This window comes from Curtobacterium sp. TC1 (assembly GCF_019844075.1).
GTDB lineage: Bacteria > Actinomycetota > Actinomycetes > Actinomycetales > Microbacteriaceae > Curtobacterium.
Map to the genome: position 1 here is coordinate 2,573,612 of NZ_CP081964.1, position 23,235 is coordinate 2,596,846.

Annotated in this window: 20 protein-coding genes; 5 read left to right on the forward strand and 15 right to left on the reverse strand. The window is 70.5% G+C overall.

What is annotated here, in order from left to right; all coding sequences use genetic code 11:
• Positions 1 to 74: 74 nt before the first annotated feature.
• The 9 genes from KZI27_RS13195 to otsA all read right to left on the reverse strand — a co-directional run bounded on the left by KZI27_RS13195 (position 75) and on the right by otsA (position 10,064).
• A complete protein-coding gene (locus KZI27_RS13195) occupies positions 75 to 455 on the reverse strand; it encodes a hypothetical protein (protein ID WP_222657970.1) in 381 nt (126 codons plus the stop codon).
• Positions 452 to 916: a hypothetical protein gene (locus KZI27_RS13200; RefSeq protein WP_111085937.1), complete on the reverse strand. Its 465-nt coding sequence runs from the start codon at positions 914 to 916 to the stop codon at positions 452 to 454. Before KZI27_RS13200 ends, KZI27_RS13195 begins: the two co-directional genes overlap by 4 nt.
• Positions 917 to 977: 61 nt before the next feature.
• The gene (locus KZI27_RS13205; protein WP_123313669.1) at positions 978 to 2,168 is read right to left on the reverse strand and encodes a mannitol-1-phosphate 5-dehydrogenase; all 1,191 of its coding nucleotides are present in this window, start codon (positions 2,166 to 2,168) and stop codon (positions 978 to 980) included.
• Positions 2,169 to 2,380: 212 nt separating this feature from the next.
• Positions 2,381 to 3,406 (reverse strand): ketol-acid reductoisomerase, encoded by a 1,026-nt coding sequence (ilvC, locus tag KZI27_RS13210; RefSeq protein ID WP_123313670.1) that lies wholly within the window; start codon positions 3,404 to 3,406, stop codon positions 2,381 to 2,383.
• Between the two features lie 51 nt (positions 3,407 to 3,457).
• Positions 3,458 to 3,958, reverse strand: a complete 501-nt coding sequence (ilvN, locus tag KZI27_RS13215) for an acetolactate synthase small subunit (protein WP_022907763.1) — start codon at positions 3,956 to 3,958, stop codon at positions 3,458 to 3,460.
• A complete protein-coding gene (locus tag KZI27_RS13220; protein ID WP_222657971.1) occupies positions 3,955 to 5,778 on the reverse strand; it encodes an acetolactate synthase large subunit in 1,824 nt (607 codons plus the stop codon). Before KZI27_RS13220 ends, ilvN begins: the two co-directional genes overlap by 4 nt.
• Positions 5,779 to 5,825: 47 nt before the next feature.
• Positions 5,826 to 7,520, reverse strand: a complete 1,695-nt coding sequence (gene ilvD, locus KZI27_RS13225; RefSeq protein WP_222657972.1) for a dihydroxy-acid dehydratase — start codon at positions 7,518 to 7,520, stop codon at positions 5,826 to 5,828.
• Positions 7,521 to 7,681: 161 nt separating this feature from the next.
• Positions 7,682 to 8,479 carry a trehalose-phosphatase gene (gene otsB / locus KZI27_RS13230; RefSeq protein ID WP_222657973.1) on the reverse strand — a complete coding sequence of 266 codons (798 nt, stop codon included), beginning with the start codon at positions 8,477 to 8,479 and terminating at the stop codon, positions 7,682 to 7,684.
• Complete coding sequence (otsA, locus tag KZI27_RS13235) at positions 8,472 to 10,064, reverse strand: alpha,alpha-trehalose-phosphate synthase (UDP-forming) (RefSeq protein WP_222657974.1); 1,593 nt, start codon at positions 10,062 to 10,064, stop codon at positions 8,472 to 8,474. The genes otsB and otsA overlap by 8 nt, the downstream gene beginning before the upstream one ends.
• 135 nt (positions 10,065 to 10,199) lie before the next feature.
• On the opposite strand from otsA, the gene KZI27_RS13240 reads away from it, so the two are divergent.
• Entirely contained in the window at positions 10,200 to 12,848 is a 2,649-nt protein-coding gene (locus KZI27_RS13240; RefSeq protein ID WP_222661528.1) for a hypothetical protein, read from the forward strand.
• Positions 12,849 to 12,910: 62 nt separating this feature from the next.
• Positions 12,911 to 13,879 (forward strand): magnesium transporter CorA family protein, encoded by a 969-nt coding sequence (locus tag KZI27_RS13245; protein ID WP_222657975.1) that lies wholly within the window; start codon positions 12,911 to 12,913, stop codon positions 13,877 to 13,879.
• Between the two features lie 230 nt (positions 13,880 to 14,109).
• On the opposite strand, the gene KZI27_RS13250 is transcribed toward KZI27_RS13245, so the two are convergent.
• Positions 14,110 to 15,261, reverse strand: coding sequence for an SLC13 family permease (locus KZI27_RS13250; protein ID WP_222657976.1), 1,152 nt, complete (start codon positions 15,259 to 15,261; stop codon positions 14,110 to 14,112).
• A 93-nt stretch (positions 15,262 to 15,354) separates the two neighbouring features.
• Here KZI27_RS13250 and KZI27_RS13255 point away from each other — a divergent pair, with 93 nt between their 5' ends.
• A complete protein-coding gene (locus tag KZI27_RS13255) occupies positions 15,355 to 15,546 on the forward strand; it encodes a hypothetical protein (protein ID WP_111085947.1) in 192 nt (63 codons plus the stop codon).
• Between the two features lie 108 nt (positions 15,547 to 15,654).
• Here the strand turns inward: KZI27_RS13255 and KZI27_RS13260 are convergent, their stop codons facing one another.
• From KZI27_RS13260 to KZI27_RS13275, 4 genes are all read right to left on the reverse strand, one after another.
• On the reverse strand, positions 15,655 to 16,818 hold the full coding sequence (locus KZI27_RS13260; RefSeq protein WP_123313677.1) for a mechanosensitive ion channel family protein: 1,164 nt from the start codon (positions 16,816 to 16,818) through the stop codon (positions 15,655 to 15,657).
• 107 nt (positions 16,819 to 16,925) lie between these two features.
• Entirely contained in the window at positions 16,926 to 17,840 is a 915-nt protein-coding gene (locus KZI27_RS13265) for a glycine betaine ABC transporter substrate-binding protein (RefSeq protein WP_222657977.1), read from the reverse strand.
• Positions 17,841 to 17,854: 14 nt separating this feature from the next.
• Positions 17,855 to 18,829: an ABC transporter permease gene (locus KZI27_RS13270; RefSeq protein ID WP_222657978.1), complete on the reverse strand. Its 975-nt coding sequence runs from the start codon at positions 18,827 to 18,829 to the stop codon at positions 17,855 to 17,857.
• A complete protein-coding gene (locus KZI27_RS13275) occupies positions 18,826 to 20,208 on the reverse strand; it encodes a glycine betaine/L-proline ABC transporter ATP-binding protein (RefSeq protein WP_410004004.1) in 1,383 nt (460 codons plus the stop codon). Before KZI27_RS13275 ends, KZI27_RS13270 begins: the two co-directional genes overlap by 4 nt.
• Before the next feature lie 432 nt (positions 20,209 to 20,640).
• On the opposite strand from KZI27_RS13275, the gene KZI27_RS13280 reads away from it, so the two are divergent.
• Both KZI27_RS13280 and KZI27_RS13285 read left to right on the forward strand, forming a co-directional pair.
• Positions 20,641 to 22,194 carry an amino acid permease gene (locus KZI27_RS13280; protein ID WP_222657979.1) on the forward strand — a complete coding sequence of 518 codons (1,554 nt, stop codon included), beginning with the start codon at positions 20,641 to 20,643 and terminating at the stop codon, positions 22,192 to 22,194.
• 70 nt (positions 22,195 to 22,264) lie between these two features.
• Positions 22,265 to 22,579 carry a hypothetical protein gene (locus KZI27_RS13285; RefSeq protein ID WP_222657980.1) on the forward strand — a complete coding sequence of 105 codons (315 nt, stop codon included), beginning with the start codon at positions 22,265 to 22,267 and terminating at the stop codon, positions 22,577 to 22,579.
• 8 nt (positions 22,580 to 22,587) lie between these two features.
• Here the strand turns inward: KZI27_RS13285 and KZI27_RS13290 are convergent, their stop codons facing one another.
• Positions 22,588 to 23,232, reverse strand: coding sequence for a PepSY domain-containing protein (locus KZI27_RS13290; protein ID WP_222657981.1), 645 nt, complete (start codon positions 23,230 to 23,232; stop codon positions 22,588 to 22,590).
• Between the last annotated feature and the right edge of the window lie 3 nt (positions 23,233 to 23,235).

A 23,235-nucleotide genomic window follows, 5' to 3' on the forward strand; every position in this document is an offset into this window, starting at 1 on the left:
GCTGTTTCCTCACGAGAGACGGTTGGTATCCCACCATGCTATCGACGTGCGCGGTCCGTTACGACCGCGCACGTCTAGAACTGCAGCAGGCTCGGCACGAACAGCTGCAGGTCGAGCCACAGCGCGCCGGCCGCCGCGAAGGCGAGGACGAACACGGCGACGGTCACGGTCAGCCGCGCACGACGCGTGATCACCAGGGCGGCCACGAACGCGACGGGGGCGATCAGGATGTCCAGGACCAGCCACAGCCAGGGCGTGCTCGCCTGCAGCGATTCCCCGCCCGAGGTCGTCGCGAGGAAGGCGTTGAACTCGTCCACCCGTTGCGAGATCTGCGTGAGGTTCCCCACCGCCTGCACCGTCATGTAGGCGAACAGCACCGCGAACACGACCCAGACGGCGACGCGGCCGACGACCGGGCCGGGCGACCGGCGTGCGGCGGGCGTCGCGGCGGTCACCCGAAGCTCCGCGTCAGCAGGAACGGCCACGGGAACAGCACGACGGCACCGAGCAGCATCCAGAGCAGTCGCGTCCGGGTCCGGCTGCCCCGGGCGGCCCACAGCACGACCGTGAACCACAGCGCCGGCGCGAGGATGGCGAGGAACCGGAGCACCTCGACGAAGACCGTCAGGACGGTGTCGACACCCGAGACGTACGACGTGGACGCCGTCAGCAGCCAGGCGACGGTGTAGAGCAGGTAGAGCCCACCGAACACGCCGAACCCGACGAGTGCGCCGGAGGTCTCCGGTGCCTCGGGGTCGCGGTCGCCACGGTCCTTGACGGCGACCGGGTTGTGCGCGGCGTCGACGTGGGTGGCGTCGTCGGCGTCACCCCAGCTGAGCGCCTCGTCGTCGTGGTCGACGGCGTTCGTCACGTCCGGGTCGACCGACCCGTCGGGTGGGGATGCTGCCGTGTTCATGCCTCGATCCTACGAGGGACCAGCGCACGGGGGGACCACGGGTTCCCGGTGGGACGACCGCTCAGGCGTCGGCGGGCTGCGTCTGGAGCACCTCGGCGACGACCTCGCGCACGGCGGGGAACAGCGGGTGGCTCTCCATCAGTCCGGTGAGGATCTCGGTGAGCGCATGCGCCGTCGCGCCGGAGCGGAGCAGCGCGTGCAGCTCGATCGACTCCGGGTCGTTCTCGTCGTCGAACGCGAGCGCGACGCGGACGGCCCCGAGCAGGTGACCGACGGGCAGGCCCCGTTCGGCGAGCTGTGCGGCCGGCCCGACGAACCGCTCGCGCCGGCCGAGCTTGCGGAGCGGGTTCCGTCCGACGCGCACGGTGGTGTCGGGCAGGTGCGGGTTCGCGATGCGCGACAGGTTCGCCGCGACGTAGCGTGCGTGCTCCTCCGGGTCGAAGCCGTGCTTCGCCACGAGCAGTGCGGTGGTCTCGGCGAGGACGCCGTCGACCTCGGCACGGACGGCGTCGTCCTCGAGGGCTTCGCGGATCAGCCGGATGCCGCGGACGTAGCCGTGGTAGGCGGCCGTCGCGTGCGCGGTGTTGACCGTGTAGAGCTTGCGCTCGACGAAGGGCTGCAGGTCGTCGACCCACGTGACGCCCTCGATCGTCGGGGGTTCGGCGTCGGAGCCGAGGAACGGCGTGCGCTCGATGACCCACTCGTAGAAGGGCTCGAGGACGACGTCGAGGCCGCCGGACTGGCCGAGCACGCCGGACTGGTCGGGGACGATGCGGTCGATCGCACAGTTCGCGAACACGGCGGCGATGTCGCGGTCCTCGAGCACCGGCGCACGACGGATGCTCGCGTGCAGGGAGTCGGTGGCGTTGAACGCGTTCTCGCACGCCACGACCGTCACGTCGCCACGCTCGAGCGGCCGGGCCGCGAGCCCCTCGGCGATGAGCGGTGCGACGAGCGGGAGCGTGCGGGCGCCAACGGCGGTCGTCACGACGTCCGCCTCGGCGATGGCCTGGACCACGCGGTCGCGGTCGGTCTTGCTGCTGAGCGCCCGGAAGCCGTAGACGAGGTGCTCGACCGGCATCTCGCCGACCTCGTGCACCACGAAGCGTCCGGCTTCGTTCAACGCGGACACCACACGGTCGTCGACGTCGACGAAAGTGAGCTCGTAGCCGCTCGCCACGAGGAACTGGCCCACGAACCCGCGCCCGATCTTGCCGGCGCCGATGTGGACCGCTCGTTTCGTCACCGCCATCCGATGATCATCCCATGCTGGTCGGTCCGCCCCTGACCGCACGTGCGGATCGCGGCCGACGGCTGTCGCGCATCGTCCGGGCGCGCGCCGAAGGGACGCCGGTCCACGGCGTCGGGGCTGGAGAAGAGCTGCTGCATAACGTTCGGGTCACGTCGCGAGGCGGCGGTGCAAGGGCTGCACCGCCGCCTCGTCATCGAGTGTTCCTCGGAAGACTACCGCGCTGCGGAGCCGTCCACGTAGTCGCCGTCGTTCTGCTTCCACGCGAAGAGCGCGCGCAGCTCGCGGCCGGTCGCCTCGATCGGGTGACCCTCGCCCTTGGCGCGGAGCGCCTTGAACTCGGGGGCGCCGGCGTCCTGGTCGTCGATGAAGCGCTTCGCGAAGGCACCGTTCTGGATGTCCGCGAGCACCGCCTTCATGTTCTCCTTGACGTCGGGCGAGATCACGCGCGGGCCCGAGACGTAGTCACCGAACTCGGCGGTGTCCGAGATCGACCAGCGCTGCTTGGTGAGGCCGCCCTCCCAGATCAGGTCGACGATCAGCTTGAGCTCGTGCAGGACCTCGAAGTACGCGATCTGCGGCTGGTAGCCCGCCTCGACGAGGGTCTCGAAGCCGTACTGGATGAGCTGCGAGGTGCCACCGCACAGGACGGCCTGCTCGCCGAACAGGTCGGTCTCGGTCTCCTCGGTGAAGGTCGTCTTGATGCCGCCGGAGCGCAGACCGCCGATGGCCTTGGAGTACGACCACGCGAGGTCCCAGGCGGAACCCGACGCGTCGACCTCGACGGCGACGATGACGGGGACGCCACGGCCGGCCTCGTACTCGCGACGGACGGTGTGACCCGGGCCCTTCGGGGCGACGAGCGACACGTCGACGCCCTCGGGCGCCTCGATGTAGCCGAAGCGGATGTTGAAGCCGTGGCCGAAGACGAGCGTCGCACCCGGCTTGAGGTTCGGGCGGATGTCCTCGGCGTAGACGATGCGCTGGACCTGGTCCGGCGCGAGGATGACGACGACGTCGGCCCAGGCGGTGACGTCGGCCGGGGTGAGGACCTCGAAACCGGCCTCTTCGGCCTTCTGGCGGCTCTTCGAGCCCTCCTTGAGGCCGATCTTGACCTCGACACCCGAGTCACGGAGGTTGAGGGCGTGGGCGTGGCCCTGCGAGCCGTAGCCGATGACGGCGACCTTCTTGCCCTGGATGAGCGTCAGGTCGGCGTCGGCGTCGTACACGATGTCAGTCACGAGGGTGTGTCTCCTTGGTTCTGGTGGTCTGTGGGGGTGGCGGACCGCTGGTCAGCGCACCCGGTCGGTGATGCTCTTCGGTCCGCGTCCCATGCCGAGCAGGCCCGCACGAGCCAGCTCCTTGATGCCGTAGGGCTCGAGGACGCGGAGGATCGCCTGGATCTTGCCGGGGTCTCCGGTCACCTCGACGATGAGCGAGTCGTTCGCGACGTCGACGACCTGTGCGCGGAACAGGTTCACTGCCTCGAGCACGGCCGACCGCGTCTGGTTGTCGACGCGGACCTTCACGAGCATGTGCTCGCGCTGGACGGACTGCGAGAAGTCCAGTTCGACGATCTTGATGACGTTGACGAGCTTGTTGAGCTGCTTCGTCACCTGCTCGAGCGGGAGGTCCTCGACGTCGACGACGACGGTGATCCGGCTGAGGCCGTCGACCTCGGTGTTGCCGACGGCGAGCGACTCGATGTTGAACCCGCGGCGGGCGAACAGGCCGGCGACGCGGGTCAGCAGACCGGGCTTGTCCTCGACGAGGAGGGACAGGACGTGGCTCATGCGGTTTCCCCCGTCATGTCGGCGTCCTCGTCGTCCCAGGTGGGTGCGAGGGCCTGGGCGTACTCGATGGACGAGTTGCTGACTCCCTGCGGGACCATCGGCCACACCATCGAGTCACGGCTCACGACGAAGTCGATCACCACGGGGCGGTCGTTCGTCTCGAGCGCGAGCTGGATGGCCGCGTCGACCTCGTCCGCCTTCTCGACGCGGATGCCGAGGGCGCCGTACGCGTCGGCCAGCTTCACGAAGTCGGGCACACGGCGCGAGTCGTGGCCGGTCTCGAGATCGGTGAACGAATGGCGGCCGTCGTAGAACAGCGTCTGCCACTGCCGCACCATGCCGAGCGACGAGTTGTTGATGATCGCGACCTTGATCGGGATGTCGTTGATGACGCAGGTCGCGAGTTCCTGGTTCGTCATCTGGAAGCAGCCGTCGCCGTCGATCGCCCAGACCACGCGGTCCGGCTCGGCGACCTTCGCACCCATCGCCGCGGGGACGGAGTAGCCCATCGTGCCCGCGCCGCCGGAGTTCAGCCACGCGTTCGGGCGCTCGTACTGGATGAACTGCGCCGACCACATCTGGTGCTGCCCGACACCGGAGGCGTAGACCGCCTCGGGACCGGAGAGCTCGCCGATGCGCTTGATGATGGCCTGCGGGGCGAGCAGACCGTCGGTCGGCTCCGCGTACCCGAGCGGGAAGTCGACCTTGAGCTGGTGGAGCTTCGCCCACCAGTCGGCCGTCGAGGCGCGGTCGTCGACGGCGATGCCGCCCCAGGCGTCGAGCAGGTCGACCAGGACCTCCTTCGCGTCGCCCACGATCGGGACGTCGGCGAAGCGGATCTTCGAGATCTCGGCGGGGTCGATGTCGACGTGGACGACCTTGGCGTTCGGCGCGAACTCGTCGGCCTTGCCGGTCACGCGGTCGTCGAACCGGGCGCCGAGCGCGATGATGAGGTCGCTGTCCTGCAGCCCGAGCACCGCCGGGACGGTGCCGTGCATGCCGGGCATGCCGAGGTGCTGCGGGTGCGAGTCGGGGAAAGCTCCTCGTGCCATCAGCGTCGTCACGACGGGTGCCCCCGTCGCCTCGGCGAAGCGGAGGAGCTCGGCGGTCGCGCGGGAGCGGATGACGCCACCACCGACGTAGAGCACCGGGCGCTCGGCCTCGGCCAGGAGCTGCGCGGCCGCGGTGATCTGCTTGCCGTGCGCCTTGGTGACCGGCCGGTAGCCCGGCAGGTCGATCTTGGGCGGCCAGACGTAGGGCGCCGACTTCTGCTGGGCGTCCTTCGTGATGTCCACCAGCACGGGGCCGGGGCGACCGGTCGTCGCGATGAGGTGCGCCGCGGCCAGGGTCGCGGGCACGTCGGCCGGGTCGGTGACCAGGAACGAGTGCTTCGTGATCGGCATCGTGATGCCGACGATGTCGGCTTCCTGGAACGCGTCGGTCCCCATCAGCGTCGAGAACACCTGGCCGGTGATCGCGATGAACGGCACCGAGTCCATGTAGGCGTCGGCGATCGCCGTGACGAGGTTCGTCGCGCCGGGGCCCGACGTCGCGATGGCGACGCCGACCTTGCCGGACGCCGAGGCGTAGCCCTCGGCGGCGTGTCCGGCGCCCTGCTCGTGGCGGACGAGGATGTGGCGGATCGTCTTCGACGCCATGAGCTCGTCGTAGAACGGGATGATCGCACCGCCGGGCAGGCCGAAGACGTCGGTGATCCCGAGGTGCTCAAGCGTCCGGAGGACGGCTCCCGAGCCGGTCAGGATCTCCGGCGACCGGCGTGCACCGGCGGCCGCGGACAGCGGAGTTGCTTCCGTGGGCATGAGGTGGTCCTTGCCTGGAGAGGTGGCGATGGTGCGTGTGTCGAACGCTAGCCCGTGACCGCGCCCTGGGCGGCGGACTTCACGAGCTTGGCGTACTTCGCGAGGACTCCGCGGGTGTAGCGCGGGGGCAGCGGGGCCCAGCCGTCACGGCGGGCCTCCAGCTCGGTCGGTTCGACCAGTAGGTCGAGCGAGCGAGCCGCGATGTCGACACGGATGCGGTCGCCATCGCGCACGAAGGCAACTGGACCTGCGTCCACTGCCTCGGGTGCGATGTGGCCGATGCACAGGCCGGTTGTGCCGCCTGAGAATCGTCCGTCGGTCAAGAGTAGTACATCCTTGCCGAGGCCCGCGCCCTTGATGGCCGCGGTGATGGCGAGCATCTCGCGCATGCCCGGGCCGCCCTTGGGGCCCTCGTAGCGGATGACGACGACGTCGCCCTTCTGGATCTTCCCCTCGGTGAGGGCGTCCATCGCGGCGCGCTCGCGGTCGAAGACCCGTGCGGGGCCCTCGAACACCTCGGCGTCGAAGCCCGCGGTCTTCACCACGGCACCCTCGGGGGCGAAGGTCCCCTGCAGGACCGTCAGGCCGCCGGTCTCGTGGATCGGGTTGTCGAGCGTGCGGAAGACCTCGCCGTCGAGCGCCGGCGGGTCGATCTCGGCCAGGTTCTCGGCGACGGTCTTGCCCGTCACGGTGAGGCAGTCGCCGTGCAGCAGGCCGGCGTCGAGCAGCGCCTTCATGATCACCGGGATGCCGCCGTTGCGGTCCACGTCGACCATGACGTACTTGCCGAAGGGCTTCATGTCGGCCAGGTGCGGGACCTTCGAGCCGATGCGGTTGAAGTCGTCCAGCGAGAGCTCGACCTCGGCCTCGTAGGCGATGGCGAGCAGGTGCAGGATGACGTTCGTCGAACCACCGAGCGCCATCGCGACGGCGATCGCGTTCTCGAAGGCGTCCTTCGTGAGGATCTGGCGAGCGGTGATGCCGTGCTCGAGCATGTTGACGACGGCCTCGCCGGAGCGGTGCGCGTAGTAGTCACGGCGGCGGTCGGCGCTCGGCGGGGCGGCGGAGCCCGGCAGCGACATGCCGAGGGCCTCGGCCACGCTCGCCATGGTGTTGGCCGTGTACATGCCACCGCAGGCGCCCTCGCCCGGGACGATGGCGCACTCGATCTTCTTCAGCTCTTCCTCGGACATGGTGCCGGCCTTGCAGGCACCGACGCCCTCGAAGGAGTCGATGATCGTGACTTCCTTCATCGTGCCGTCGGCCTGCTTCACGTAGCCCGGCATGACCGAGCCCGCGTAGAGGAACACGCTCGCGAGGTCGAGGCGCGCGGCGGCCATGAGCATGCCCGGCAGGGACTTGTCGCAGCCGGCGAGCAGGACGGTGCCGTCCAGGCGCTCGGCGTTGACGACGGTCTCGACGCTGTCGGCGATGACCTCACGCGAGACGAGCGAGAAGTGCATGCCCTCGTGGCCCATCGAGATGCCGTCCGAGACCGAGATGGTGCCGAACTGCAGCGGGTAGCCACCACCGGAGTGGACGCCTTCCTTGGCGCCCTGCGCGAGGCGGTCGAGCGAGAGGTTGCACGGCGTGATCTCGTTCCACGAGGACGCGATGCCGATCTGCGGCTTGCTCCAGTCCTCGTCTCCCATACCGACGGCCCGCAGCATGCCACGCGAGGTGGTTGCTTCGATCCCGTCGGTGACGACCCGGCTGCGCGGCTTGACGTCGATATCAGGCATGGAGCGAGTCTAGGACGCTTTGGGATACCAGTTGGACATCAACATGCGTTCGCATATTCTGGAGCCCGACCGGGAGGCCCGGATCACCCTGGTCAGCGCGTCGCATCACGCAACCTCGGTCGCAGGCTCCCTCGGCGCGCGTCGCGAACCGCTGGCGCGGTTCACTGAGCAAACCGCGCGCGAGCGAGCTGCTTCAGGACGCCGGTCAGGGCCGCCGGGTCCGCGATGCGGTACCCGGCACGGGTCTCCCCCGGACCCACCTTCACGCCGACGTCGCCGTCGCCGAGCACGCGGAAGCCGTCCTCGTCGGTGACGTCGTCACCGGCGAAGAACACCGCGTCGGCACCGTGGAGCTCACGCAGCCGCGCGATGGCGTCGCCCTTGGTGACGTGCCGGACGGCGAACTCGACGATGTCCTTGCCGCCGCGTTCGAGCACGTCGGGGTCGGCCTCGTGCGCCGCTCGGCTCGCATCGGCGTTCGCCCGCGCGGCGACCTCGGCGTTCACCCGACGGGTGTGCACGCCGTGGCCGGCCGGCTTGTGCTCGATGACCACGTCCGGGTAGCGGGCGCCGACCTCGTCGAGCGCCGCACCGATCCGTGCGACCCGTGCGACCTCGTCGTCGGTGAGGGCCGCTTCGTCGTGGCCGTCCACGCGCCACTCGACGCCGTGCGACCCGACGAGCGCCATGTCCTGCGGCGCGTGCGACACGGCCGCGAGGCTGCCGAGCGGACGGCCCGAGACGAGCACGACCTCGGTGTCCTTCGCGCGGTGCAGCGTGAGGACCGCCGCCCAGGACCCCGGCAGGGCGCCGACCTGCGACGGCTCGTCGGCGAAGGGCGCGAGCGTGCCGTCGAAGTCGAGGGCGACGATCACGCGCCCGGCGCGGGCCAGCGCGTCCAGTGCGGCGACGAGCCCTGGAGCCGTCATCTCGTCGGCGTGTGCGGTCTGCTCAGTCATCACGTGCCTCCCGGGTGTCCTCGGCAGCCCTGGCGGACTGTGCGTCCTGGTCGAAGATCGACATGTTGTCGGTCTGCGCCTCACGGTGTCGGTCCGCCGGGTCGACGGCGGACGGATCGAGCTGGGCGTTCCGCGGGGCGTGGCGGTCGAGCGCCTCGAGGAACGAGCGCGACCAGCGCGCGACGTCGTTGTCCCGGACCCGCTTGCGGAGCGCACGCATCCGCGTGGAGCGCTCGCGGCGCGGCATCTCGATCGCGCGCTCGATGCTGTCCTTCAACGCGCCGATGTCGTGCGGGTTGACGATGACGGCCTGCTTCAGTTCGTCGGCGGCGCCGGCGAACTCGGACAGGATGAGCACCCCGTCGCTGTCGAACCGCGCTGCGACGTACTCCTTGGCGACGAGGTTCATGCCGTCCCGCAGCGCGGTGACGAGCATGATGTCGGCCGCCAGGTAGAGCGCCACCATCTCCTCGCGCGGGTAGCCGTGGTGCAGGTAGGAGATCGGCTGGTGGCCGATGACCCCGAGGTCGCCGTTGATGCGGCCGACGCTCAACTCGATCTCGTCGCGGAGCGTGGCGTAGGTGTCGACGCGCTCGCGGCTCGGGCTGGCGACCTGGATGAGTGCAGCGTCCTCGACCTTGATGCGGCCGTCCTCGACGAGCTCGCCGAAGGCCTTGATGCGGTGCCGGATGCCCTTGGTGTAGTCGAGGCGGTCGACACCGAGCAGGACCGTCTTCGGGTTGCCGAGGCTCTCGCGGATCTCGCGGGCGCGCTCCTGCACCTCGGGTCGGCGGGCGATCGCCTCGAAGCTCTCGGCGTCGATCGAGATCGGGAAGTGGCGGGCCTCGACGTGGCGGACCGTGATGCCCTTGCGGCTGCGCGGGGCGTCCGGGTCGTCGACGGGCACGTCGATCGTCTGCCCCTTCGTCGTGTAGCCCTTGATGTGGCGGACCGCGCGGAGGAAGTCGCTCGCGTCGTCGTGGCGCTGGAACCCGATGACGTCGGCGCCGAGCAGGCCGTCGAGGATCTGCGCGCGCCAGGGCAGCTGGGCGTAGATGCCGACCGGCGGGAACGGGATGTGGTTGAAGAAGCCGATCGTCAGGTCGGGACGCTTGGCCCGGAGCAGTGCCGGCACGAGCTGCAGTTGGTAGTCCTGCACCCAGACGATGCCGTCCTGCTCGGTGATCTCGGCGATCTGGGTCGCGAAGCGCTCGTTGACCCGCTTGTACGCGTTCCACCAGTCGCGGTGGTAGCTCGGGTGCTCGATGACGTCGTGGTAGAGCGGCCACAGCGTGTCGTTGCTGAAGCCCTCGTAGTACTCCTCGACGTCCTCGTCGGACAGCGGGACCGGCACGATGTGGATGCCCTCGTTGTCGAACGGCTCGACCTCGACCTCGGGCTGGCCGACCCAGCCGACCCAGGCGCCGTCGTTCGCGCGCATCACGGGTTCGAGTGCGGTGACGAGGCCACCCGGCGAGTGCCGCCATCCCTCGTTGCCGTCCTGGTCGACGACCCGGTCCACCGGGAGGCGGTTCGAGGCGACGACGAAGGCGTACTTGGTGGACGAAGGAGAAGCTGCAGACACGGGTCGGAATCTACCAGCGCCCGGACAGCGGATTCACGGCGGATCGGCGGTTCCGGTACGCTACGGGTGCGTGTCGGGGGGACACGGGTGCTGGCGTGCGGCATCGGCCTCCCGGTCGGAGAGGACCCACCAGCCATGAGCGAGAACCCACCGAACCCGCCCGTTCCGCCCCTCCCGCCGGGACAGCCGGGACAGCCGGGCCAGACCGCGCCGGGCGCGCCGGGCGCCCCGGTCGCCCCGGTCGCCCCGGTCGCCCCGCAGTCGTCCGATGCGTTCGGCCGTCTCCTGCGGTCGGTGACCGGCCGTGACTGGCTGGCGTCCGTGCTCGCCGCCGTCGGCGGCTGGGTCGCCGCCTACGTCGTGGCCGCGATCTCGTTGCTCCTCACCGTCGCCGTGCTCGCAGCCGGCGGATCGGGATCCGCCTCCGTCGGATCGGGATCGACCGGCAGCACGCCCGACCTCGGCTCCGGGAGCACGCCCGACGTCCAGTCGCTGCTCTCCGGGGTCAGCGTCCTGCTCGGCACGCCCGCCCAGCTGGTCGCCCTCGCCGACCTGGGCCGTCTGCACCTGTCCGGCTCGATCGGCTTCCTCGGGTCGGGGTCCGGCGCGCTCGCCGTCGTCCCGGTCCTCGTGCTCGCGGCACAGGTCGTGCTGGCCGTCGTCCTCACCCGCCGGATCCGCACCCGCGACCTCGGGCGCGCCCCGATCGTGCTGACCGCCGTCCTGTCCGGGCTGGTGGCCACGGTGCTGACCAACGCCGCCGCGGGCATCCTGGCCATCCGGTTCCCCGCCGTCCCGGGCGCCGCCATCGACCCCGTGCACGCGGTCGGCCTCGGCAGCATCCTCGGCGCCTTCGTGATCGGCGCACTCGCCGCGGTGCTCGCACGTCCGTCGGCGCTCCTCGGCCGGAACGTGTTCGCCGGTCGTGTCCTCGGCACCCTGCGCGTCGCGGCGTCCCAGCTCACGGTGCTCGTCGTGCTGGTGACCGTCGTCGTCATCGTCGTCGCACTGATCGGGCAGCCCTCGTGGGGTGCGGCGCTGCCGCTGCTCGTCGGCAACGTCGCGGTCGCGCTCACCGCCCTCGGGTTCCTCGGCGGCGTCGGGCTGTCCGGCTTCGGCTCGGCCGGGAGCACGGCGTCGGTCTTCGGCGGCGCCGGCGGCTGGACCTGGCTCGTGGTCCTGCTCGTCGTCGTGACCTCGGTCGTCGCGGGCCTCGCGCTCGCCGTCCGCCGCAACGACCGGTTCCGCACCACGGTGGACTGGGTCGTGACCCCGGTCGTCTGGTTCGCCCTGGGGCTGCTGCTCTTCGTGCTCGGCACCGGTCTGGTGTCGTACCAGGCGACGGGCGTCAGCGCGGTCAGCGGCAGTGGTTCGGTCGGGATCGCCCCGTGGACGCCGCTGGTGTTCGCGCTCTGGGGCGGCGCGATCGAAGCCGTGGCACGGTACCTCGCACCCGTGCTGCTCCCCCGCCTCGGCGGTGGCGTCGTGCTGCGGACGTCGCGCCTCGTCGGTGCCGACCCGCGTCCGGCGGCCGCGCCGGTGTTCCCGGCAGCGGGATCGCCGGCCCCCGGCACGTCCCCGGTGGCGGGATCGCCCGCACCCGGCACCCACCTGCCCGCCGGTCCGCCCGCGCCCGGCACGTACCCGCCCGCCGGTCCGCCCGCGTCCGGCACGTACCCGCCCGCCGGTTCGGCTGCGCCGGGGGCGTTCCCGGCCCCGACCGCGGACCCGACCGGCGCCGCGTGGTCGGCGACTCCCGGTGTCGACCACCCCGGCCAGCCCGCGCAGCCGTTCGTCGGCGGTGGCGCGCCCGCACCCGCCCCGCTGTCGCCGCGCGCCAAGAAGATCCTGGTACGCTCGCTCATCGCCGGCGGCGCCGTGGTCGTCGTCGTCATCGCGGGTGCCGTCACCACCGGGGTGCTCCGCGCCAACGTGTGGGGTCCGGCCCCGACCGTGAAGTCGTACGTGCAGGCCATCGCGAGCGGTGACGCGGACACCGCCGCGCGACTCAGCGACGTGCCGTCCGACGCCGCCATGCTCGACACCGCGGTGCTGAAGAGCGCGAAGGACCGCCCGTCGGACATCCGCGTCGGCCGCGTGTCGACGAGCGGCGACAGTGCCCTCGCCACCGTCAGCTACACCCAGGACGGGAAGAACCGCTCCGGCCAGGTCAGCCTGCGGCGCACCGGCACCTCGTTCCTGGTGAAGGACGAGTGGCGCGTCACCGAGCCGCTCGCCCAGACCGTCACCCTGACCGCGTCCGAGGTGCTCGAGGGCGCCCCGGTGACGGTCGGCGGCAAGGAGATCGGCGAGATCAGCGACGGCCGGTTCACCTCGCTCGCCTACCCCGGCACGTACGAGGTCGAGGTCGGCGGGACGAAGTACTTCACCGGCGGCACCGAGCAGGTGTCGGTCGGCGCGACGTCCTCCGGGTACGTCGACTTCTCGCCGACCGCGACGAAGGCGCTGCAGCAGGACGCCGAGCAGTACGTGGCCGACCTGATCGACGACTGCGCCACGAAGACCGACCTCAGCGCGCTGAGCGGGTGCCCCTGGTACGGCCCGTACGACGCCGACGGTGCCGTCCGCTACGACGTCACGACGATGCCGGAGGTCGAGGTCGAGGCCTCCACCTCGGGCACGGTCATGGTGCAGAGCACGAAGGACGGTGTCGTCGAGTACGACTACACCTCGTACTTCGGGGACAAGGAGCACGGCGAGGACAGCTTCGACGTGAACCAGTACCTGAAGGTGGAGGACGGGAAGCTCGTCTCCGCGTACTGACGCACGCACCACGACGGCCGGCCTGGGATCCCCGGGCCGGCCGTCTCACTAGGCTGACGCGCATGGTCAGGACACGGGCGTGGCGCGGCGGCGACGCGACGGAGCAGGACTTCCCGGTCGACCGGATCTCGGACGTCATCGCCGACTCGGGCATCGTCTGGGTCGACTACACCGACCCCACGCACGCCGACCTCGAGCAGGTCGAAGCGGAACTCGGCATCCACGCCCTGGCCGTCGAGGACGCCGTCGAGCACGGCCAGCGCGCCAAGCTCGACCGCTACCGGGACAGCCTGTTCCTGGTCGTCTACGACGTCGGCGGGCTCGGCGACGACGGCGAACTCGTCACGCACGAGGTCAAGGCGTTCGTCACCGAGCACGCCCTCGTCACCATCCACGGCGCCGACGTGGACACCTCGGCGATGGAGCACCGGCTCACGGCGAACGCCGACATCGCCGGCCACGGGGTCCCGTGGCTCGTGTGGGCACTGCTCGACGCCGTCGTCGACCACGCCACCGACACCGTCGAGGACATCGAACGGCGCATCGACGACCTCGAGGGCGACCTGTTCGAACGGGGCAACGCCCGCGAACAGCAGATCCAACGCAGGTCGTTCCGTCTGCGCAAGGCCCTCGGCGTGCTCCGGCGCCTCGTCGTCCCGACCCGCGACAGTGTCGCCTCGCTGCTGCACGGCGACGCGGAGACGATCGCGGACGGCATCCGACCGTACTTCCGTGACGTGGAGGACCACCTGGTGTCGATCTCGGACTCCGTCGAGCAGCTGCGCGACGCCGTCTCGAGCGTCCTGGACACGAACCTCAACCTGTCGTCGAACCGGCAGAACACCGTGATGAAGAAGGTGACGAGCTGGGCCGCGATCATCGCGATCCCCACCGCGATCACCGGCTTCTTCGGGCAGAACGTGACGTTCCCGGGCGAGGGTGCCTGGAGCGGGTTGTACGTATCGCTCGCGCTCATCGTCGCGTCGTCGCTCGTGCTGTACCGCGTCTTCAAGGCCCGCGACTGGCTCTGACCGCCCACAGCCGTCGCACGGTGCGAGGTTGTTCGGCCGGTGCGAGCTCGGTCTGTTGACCGCTGCGGATGGGGAGGAACGGCACCGTGCAGGTTTCGTTGCGCCGTGCACGACTGACCGCACCGTGCGCCACCACGAGCTCGCACCAGGCAGCCGATACCGCACCGAACGACCGAACACGCACCGTGCGATCGGTACCCACGGTGCGATCGGTGACCGGCGACCCCGCCTCAGATCGCGAGCGCGAGGACCCCGGCGACCACGGTGAGCGGCGCCGCGACGCACCCGAGCGCCATGTACTTCCCCCACGACAGGTGCACGCCCTCGGCCGACAGCCGTGCGTGCCACAGCAGGGTCGCGAGCGACGCCCACGGTGTCACGAGACACCCGGCGTTCACGCCGATGAGGAGCGCGGCGTACCGCACGGCCTCGTGCCCGGCGGCCGGCTCGAGCACCAGGTACGCGGGCAGGTTGTCGATCGCGTTCGCCGCCACCGCTCCCCCGCCGCCCAGCAGCAGGAGGGGCCCGGTCCCGGTGCCGTCGCCGAGCGCCTGCACGAGCGGGTCGGTGAGCCCGGTGCTGTGCAGGGTCTCGACGACCACGAACAGCCCGGCGGCGAAGAGCAGCGTCGACCACGGCACGCGCGACGGCCGGAGTTCGGCCGGCGACCGGAAGGCCGCGACGACGACGAGCACGAGGGCACCGGCGACGGCAGCGATCCACACCGTCACCCCGGCGGTCAGCGCCACGACGAGCGCGACGAGCACGGCGGACGCCGCCCAGAACGACACCGGGTCGGACGGACGGCGCACCGAGACCGGCGTGTAGCGCCCGAAGAGCCCGCCGCGGAACACCACGAGCAGGACGACGCACGGCACGACGACACCGGCGACCGCCGGCCAGGCCATCAGCCCGGCGAAGGGCAGCGGGCCGCCCAGACCCATCCGGTCGACGGCGAGCAGGTTCGTCAGGTTCGACACCGGCAGCAGCAGGGACGCGGTGTTCGCGAGCCAGACGGTGGTCAGCGCGAACGGCATCGGCGGCAGACCCACCCGCCGTGCCAGCGAGATCACGATCGGGGTGAGCAGCACCGCGGTGGTGTCGATGGACAGGAACACGGTGCAGAGCACGGCGAGGACGACGACCGCACCCCACAGCCCGATCGTGCGTCCGCCGCCGACCCGCGCGGCGACGTCGGCGAGTCGGTCGAACACGCCGGCGTCCGCGGCGAGCTCGGCGACGATCGTCAGCCCGAGGACGAACCCGAGGACGGGCAGGACCCGCTCGGCCAGGACCCCGAGGTCGTCGAGCGGCAGCAGCCCGAGGGCGACGCAGACCGCGCCGATGACGAGCAGCACTGCTCCGATGACGGCCTGACGCACGGGCGCTCCTCCACGAGTGCGCCGGGCAGGGTGTCCGGCGGCGCTCCAATGTACTGACCGGTAGCGTTGGGAGCACGACGACAGGAGGCCTCTGTGCGCAAGTTCATGTTCAACGGTGCGGTGTGGAGTTCGCTCATCAGCGGCTACAGCGTGCTCCAGACCACCCGTCAGGGACCCCGCGACTGGCGGCTCGCCCTGACGTGGGTCGCCTGGATCGCGACCACGATCGTGGCGATCGGCACGGTGGTCGAGGACGACCGCGCCGTCAAGGCGCGCCAGCCCTAAATAGCGACCATCTGACGGACGGGAGGCCCGTGGCGGATCCGCCACGGGCCTCCCGTCCGTCGTCAGCCCCGTCCACGGCACCTGGTTCCGCAGCGCCGGTCGCGCCCGTCAGCGCTCCGACGGCGGGATGTCGGACGTCTGGATGGGGCCGGTGAAGAGCGCCGCGCGGTCCTCCTGGCCCGGCGCGAACAGCGCCGAGTCGGCAGCGGTCGACGCCGTGCGCCGCCGCGGCGCCGTCTCGTCGACCATGAGCACGCGTTGGACCGGCAGGGCGTCGGGGTGGGTGCGCTGGATCCACTCGACGAGCTCCTCACGGATGTAGCAGCGCAGGTCGAACAGCGACGGGGCGTCGTGCGACGTCGCGAGGACCCGCACCCGCACGTACCCCTGCACGGCGTCGGTCACCTGCAGCACCTTGACCCGGCGGTCCCACAGCTCGGTGCGGTCGAGGATGCGGTCGAGCTCCTCGCGCATCTCCCCCGGGCGGACCCGCCAGTCCAGGTCCATCTCGACGGCACCGAGCAGCTCGCTGTTCGTCCGCGTCCAGTTCTCGAACGGCGTGCTCGTGAAGTACGTCGACGGCAGCACGAAGCGCCGGTCGTCCCACAGGTGCACGACCACGTAGGTCAGGGTGATCTCCTCGATCCGCCCCCACTGCTGCTCGACCACGACGACGTCGTCGACGCGGATCGACCCGGAGAACGCGAGCTGCATGCCGGCGAAGACGTTGCCGAGCGTCGACTGCGCCGCCAGACCGGCGACGACCGAGATGAGTCCGGCGCTCGCGAGGACGCTCGCGCCCGCCGCCTCGACCCCGTCGAAGGTGAGCAGGATCGCGCCGACGGCGATGATGACGAGCACGGCGACGGTCAGCCGCCGGATGATGAGGACCTGCGTACGGATGCGGCGGGCCTGGCGGTTGTCGGGGACGTCGATGCGGAACCGGTGCAGGCCGAGGTCCTCGAGGAAGATCGCGATCTGGCACGCCAGCCAGCAGCCCACCGCGATCGTGACGATGAGGAACCCGTGCACGACCTCGTCGCGCCACGGGTACGCGTCGGCGTCGCGCGGGACGCTCGAGGTGAACGCGATCCAGAGCAGGACCACGAGCAGGGTGGTGCGGAACGGGTGCTTCGCCCGCCGCGAGAGCACGCCGGCCCACCGTTCCCGACGCGCGATCGTCCGGAGCACCAGGTGCAGGACGACCGCGGCGGCGGCGGTGATGAGGAGGGCGAACCCGATCGCGACGAGGAGTCGGAGGAGGATGTCCATCCCTCCATCGAAGCAACGCACGACAGCCGTCGTTCAGGAACCCGGCCACGCACGCGACGAGGCCCGGTGCGCACGACGCGCACCGGGCCTCCTGTCCGACCTGCTGACTACTCGCCGGACGTGAGCGAATCCACGAAGTCCTGGTGCTCGGAAGCCCACTTCTCGGTGATCGCGGGGTACTCGCCGGCCTTCGCGCCGCTGTTCACGAGCGCGTTCTCGAGCGAGTAGAGGGTGTCGGAGTCCATCGAGAAGTCCTCCATCCACTTCGACGCCTGCGGGAACTCGTCGGCGAAGTCCTTCTTGGCGATCGTGTGGATCTCCTCGTTCTTGCCGAGCGCACCCTTCGGGTCCTCCAGGTCCTTGATCGGGAAGGCGTCGTACGCCCAGTGCGGACGCCACAGCGTCACGACGACGTCCTCCTTCTTCGCGATCGAGGCCTTGAGGTCGGCGAGCATCGCCGGCGTCGAACTCGTGATGAAGTCCATGCCGTCCAGCCCGTACTGCGGGATGACCTGCTCGGACACGACCTTCGTCTCACCGGCGGCGGGCTCGATGCCGACGATCTTGTTGCCGAAGTCGGACGCGTGCGCCTTGAGTTCGTCGATCGAGTCGATGTCCGAGTACTCCGGCACGGCGAGTTCCAGGGATGCCTGTTCGTTCCAGGCGCCGAGGTCCGTCAGGTCCTTGCCGTACGTGTCCATGTACTCCTTGTGCGTGTTCGGCAGCCAGGTGTCGAACACGACGTCGTAGTCGCCGGATGCCAGGCCCGTGTAGGCCGGCGCGACGTCGGAGTTCGTCAGCTGGACGTCGTAGCCCTTCTGCTCGAGCACGTACTTCCAGAGGTAGCTGGCGGCGGTGTCCTCGTCCCAGCCGTTGAAGACGACGACGTGCATCGACTTCTGGTCGCCGTTGTCGACGGTGCCGGAGGCCCCGTAGTACCCGGGCGGCATGCAGGCGGACAGGCCGACGGCGGTGGCGACGGCGAGGACGGCCGCCGCGAGGGTGCGCTTGGTTCGCTTCATGATCTGTTCCTTCCTCACGCGTCGACGGTCTGACGGTCGCTGACCGCTTCGGTGGTGGCGGCGGTCTGCGCGGTCGCCGCGTTCGGCGTCGCGGTCACGGTGGGCTTCCGCTTGCGCTTCCAGGGCCGGGAGGCACCACTCGCGTCACCGCCGAGCGCTGCGGTCAGACGGTCCAGCAGGATCGCCAGGACCACGACCGACAGACCGGCCTCCGCCCCGAGACCGACGTCGATGCGGTTCAGCGAAGCGACGATCTGCTCACCGAGCCCGCCGGCGCCGACCATGCCGGCGATGACGACCATCGAGAGCGACAGCATGATGACCTGGTTGACGCCGGCCATGATGCTGGCCTTCGCCAACGGCAGCTGGATCTGGCGCAGAATGCGCCACGGGCTCGACCCGAAGGCGGCACCGGCCTCGACGACCTCGCTCGGGACGCCGCGGATGCCGAGCTCGGTGAGCCGGACGCCGGGGGCCATCGCGAACACGATCGTCGCGACGATGCCGGGGACGACGCCGACGCGGAACAGCAACAGAGCCGGGATCAGGTAGACGAACGCCGGGGTCGTCTGCATGAAGTCGAGCACCGGGCGGATGATCCGGCTCGCGGCGTCGGACCGGGCGGCCCACACCCCGAGCGGGATGCTGAGGACGACGGCCAGGCCGGCTGCGACGACGACGAGCGCGAGGGTGTTCATCGCGTTCGTCCACTGCCCGACACTGACGATGAACAGCAGACCGATCGCGGCGCCGAGCGCGAGCTTCCAGCCCTTCGCCAGGAACGCCAGCACGACGAGCACCGCGACGACGACCCAGAACGGCGGGGTGGACAGGAAGTACTCCATCCACGCGTCCATCCACGTGAACACGTAGCGGACGACGTCGAAGAACCCGGACAGGTAGGTGGTGATCCAGTCGACGATCGCGGCGACCCAGGTGCCGAGGGGCAGGTGGAAGTCGCCGAAGGAGTTGGTACCGGGGGTGATCATGCGTGGTCTCCTTCGGTGGCGGGCTCGCCGGCGTCGGCGGGCGTCTCGCCGGTCGCGGCGAGGGTCGAGTCCATGTCGGAGTCGGAGATGCGGGTGACCGGCTCGAGCACCGGGATCGGCATGGTCGACGTCGGCACGTTGCCGAGCGCGGCCAGCAGTGTGACGCGCGGCACGACGCCGAGCAGGCGCCCCTCGTCGTCGACGACGGCGATCGGCAGGGGTGACTCGACGGCGAGCTCGAACAGGTCGGTCAGCGCGGTGTCGGGAGCGACCCGGGCGTACTCGGTGTTCACGATCGCGTCGAGGTTCGTGTCGCCGGCCTTGACCTGGCGCATCACGTGGCGGTCCCGGACCCAGCCCTCGAGCTTCCGGCCCCGTCCGGTGACGAAGAGCGCGGCGGTCTGCAGGTCCCGCATGGTGCGCAGCGCACCACGGGGACCGACGGTGAGCGGGACGGTGGCGCGGGCCGGCTCCATGACGCTGGCGGCCGTCAGCACGCGGGCGCGGTCGACGTCCTGCACGAACTGGGCGACGTAGTCGTTCGCCGGGTCGGTCAGGATGTCCTCCGGCGTCCCGATCTGCACGATCCGGCCGTCGCGCATCACGGCGATCCGGTCACCGAGGAACATCGCCTCGTTCAGGTCGTGCGTGATGAAGACGATGGTCTTGCCGAGCCGCTGCTGCAGGTCGACGAGCTGCTCCTGCATCTCGCGGCGGATCAGCGGGTCGAGTGCGCTGAACGCCTCGTCCATGAGCAGGACGTCGGTCTCGGCGGCGAGGGCGCGGGCGATGCCGACGCGCTGCTGCATGCCGCCGGACAGCTCGTCGGGCTTCGCGTCGGCCCAGACGTCCAGGCCGACCAGGTCGATGACCTCGCGGGCCTTCGCGAGCCGGGTGGCCTTGTCGACGCCGTTCACCTCGAGCCCGAACGCGACGTTCTCGAGCACGGTGCGGTGCGGCAGCAGGGCGAAGTGCTGGAACACCATCGACACGCTGGACCGGCGGATGTCGCGGATCCCCTTCGGCGTCGCGCCGGTGACCGTCCGGCCGCCGATCTCGACGCTGCCGGCGGTGGGCTCGAGCAGGCCGTTGAGCATCCGGATCAGGGTCGACTTGCCGGAGCCGGACAGCCCCATGACGACGAAGATCTCGCCGGGTCGGACGTCGAAGGACGCGTCGATGACCGCGGCCGATCCCTGCTCGCGGACCTCGTCGCGGGTGGCGCCGGCGGCGAGACGTCGGACGGCCTCGGCGGGTCGGCGGCCGAACACCTTGTAGACGTCGCGGACGCTGACCGCCGGCGACGCGGTGGCGTCCGGCGACGTGCTGGTGGGGTCCGGCGACGGGGTGTGCCGGCTCTCGGGTGGTGCGATGGACAACTGATCTCCTCGCGTCGCCACGGCGGACGGAGCGCGCGTGCGGCGACGGTGTGGTTGCGAACGGGTCGCCCGGGACGGTGCGCGCGGCCACGTCGAGCCCCGCGCAACGGCGCAGAGCGAGCGATCACGCACGCGGGGACCACGCTCGGGGCGGTCCCGGTCCGGCCGACCGTACGGCCCCGGCGCTGCTGGCCGTGGACGCGTCCTGGTCGTCGTGTCCCCGGCCAACGGGCCTGTGGGGACGTTCAAACCTACCGGTGTCCTGTCCCCCGATCACAATCGGCGTCCGCCGGAATCCGGGCACCGCTGTACCCCGTCACCGGCGTGTCGCCCACTCACACGGGGATCGGGATCGTGACCGTCTCGTTACAGATCAGCTCGTTCGGAGGTTTGTGTGCCGCCCCGCTTCCGCGCGCATGTAGGTTGTCGCGCATGACAGCGCAGAACGACACGGGCGTGAACCGAGCCCCGGCGAACGACTTCTCGCACGAGCAAGAGGGCTACCAGCACGGACTGAAGCCCCGGCAGTTGCAGATGATCGCGATCGGTGGGGCCATCGGCACCGGACTCTTCCTCGGTGCGGGTGGACGACTCCACACCGCGGGCCCTGCGCTCGCGCTGACCTACCTGATCTGCGGCATCTTCGCGTTCTTCATCCTCCGCGCCCTCGGCGAGCTCGTGCTGCACCGCCCGTCGTCGGGGTCGTTCATCTCGTACGCCCGTGAGTTCTACGGCGAGAAGTTCGCGTACGCCGCCGGCTGGATGTACTTCCTGAACTGGGCGATGACCTCGATCGTCGACACCACCGCCGTCGCGATCTACCTGCAGTACTGGTCCGCGTTCACCGCTGCACCCCAGTGGCTCCTCGCGTTGATCGCCCTGATCGTCGTGCTCGCCGCCAACATGGTCGCGGTCAAGGTGTTCGGCGAACTCGAGTTCTGGTTCGCCCTCATCAAGGTCGCCGCGCTCGTCGCGTTCCTCGTCGTCGCGATCATCTGGCTCGTCTTCGCGTTCCCGGTCGAGGCCGGTGGCGAAGCCGTCCGGACGGGCTTCTCGATCTGGGGTGACAACGGCGGGCTGTTCCCGAACGGGCTGCTCCCCGCGGTCATCGTGATCCAGGGTGTCGTCTTCGCGTACGCGGCGATCGAGCTCGTCGGCACGGCCTCCGGTGAGACGCAGAACACCGAGAAGGTCATCCCCCGCGCCATCAACTCGGTCGTGTTCCGCATCGCGGTCTTCTACGTCGGGTCGATCATCCTGCTGTCCCTGCTCCTGCCGTACACCGCGTACAAGGAGGGCGAGAGCCCGTTCGTGACGTTCTTCTCGTCGCTCGGCAACCCGCAGGTCGGGTCGATCGTCGGCGGCATCATGAACTTCGTCGTGCTCACGGCGGCCCTGTCCTCGCTCAACGCCGGCCTGTACTCGACCGGTCGTGCGCTGCACTCGATGGGCATGAACGGCTCGGCGCCGAAGTGGACCACGAAGATGTCGAAGGGCGGTGTGCCGTACGCCGGCATCCTGCTCACGGCCGGCTTCACCGTCGCCGGCGTCGTCCTGAACTACTTCGTCCCGAGCCAGGCGTTCGAGATCGCGCTGAACATCGCGAGCCTCGGCATCATCACGGCGTGGGGCACGATCATCCTCTGCCAGATGCGGCTCCGGTCGTGGGCGAAGCAGGGGCTGGCGAAGGAGCCGTCCTTCAAGCTGCCCGGTGCCCCGGTGACCGCGTGGCTCACCCTGGCGTTCCTGGCGTCCGTGATCGTCCTGATGGCCATCGACTACCCGGTGGGCACCTACACGATCGCGTCCCTGGTGATCGTGATCCCGCTGCTCGTCGTCGGCTGGTTCCTGCAGCGCGACCGCATCCTGCGCATCGCGTCGCTCCGACAGGGCGTCACGGGTCCGTACCCGATCGGGGTGCGCGACCCGGCGAACCAGGTCCGTCGTGACGGGGACGACCAGAACGGGCCGAACGGCACCGCCTGATCTGTCCCGGGAGCGCAGCACGCCGCGCGCGGAATGCAGTGGGTCCGGCACCCGTCGGTACGATCGGCGGGTGCCGGACCGCTCTGTCTCCCCTGCGTCTGTTCCACCCACCCTCGATCTCCAGCTGAGCTGGCGAGGCGCGTACGGACGCCTGCGGGTGTTCCCCGACCACCTCGAGGCCGAGACCGACTACCAGCGGGCGGCGCGGGTCTCCGTTCCGATGGACGCGGTGACGGGGTGGCGCCTCGGGCCGTGTGACGAGGACGCCGTGTGCGTCGAGTTCGTCACCGGACCGGAGACGTTCCGCGTGCTGCTCGACACCTCGGACGAGCAGCTCGCCGCGCTGGCGATCCGGAAGGTGCTCGGGCCACCGCTGGCCGACTGACGGTCGGGTCAGTCGTCGGTGTCGACCTGGTCGGTGACGACGTCACCCGAACCGGCGTCGATCCGGACGCTGTGCTTCGTCCCGGACCCGTCGACGACGTCACCCTCCCAGACCACCTTGCCCAGGTGGTCGTCGAGGCCGAGCTCGGTGATCGAACCGGCGTGCAGGTCCTCGAAGGCGCTGACGGCCTTGCTGACGTCGAGGTCGGCCGCTGCGACGAACCGCTCGTGCTCGGCCCGGTCGTCGGCATCCGCGGTCTCCGTCTGCGGGGTGCCCGTCACACCGGTGCCGTCCGCGTCGGTGTGCACCTCGTGCTCGGTGCCGTCCTTCGTCACGACGAGGACCTCGTGGGCGCTGCCGCGCTGCTCCTGCTCGACCGAGATCACGGTGCCGGACCCGACGCTCTTCCGCGCGGTCGCGACCGCGGCCAGCAGGGCGTCGTTCGACGCGGCGGAGGCCGCGGTCGTGGAACCCCCGCCGGTGGCGCCGGTGGTCGACGACCCGTTCGACGACGAGGCGGCGGAGCCGGACGAGCCGTCGGCCGTGTCGTCGGAGGAGCAGCCGGTGAGGGCGAGTGCGGCCACGACCGGCAGGGCGGCGAGGGCGGCGACGCGGCGGGCGGAGGGCTTCTGGAGCTGGGTGCGGAAGGTCATGGC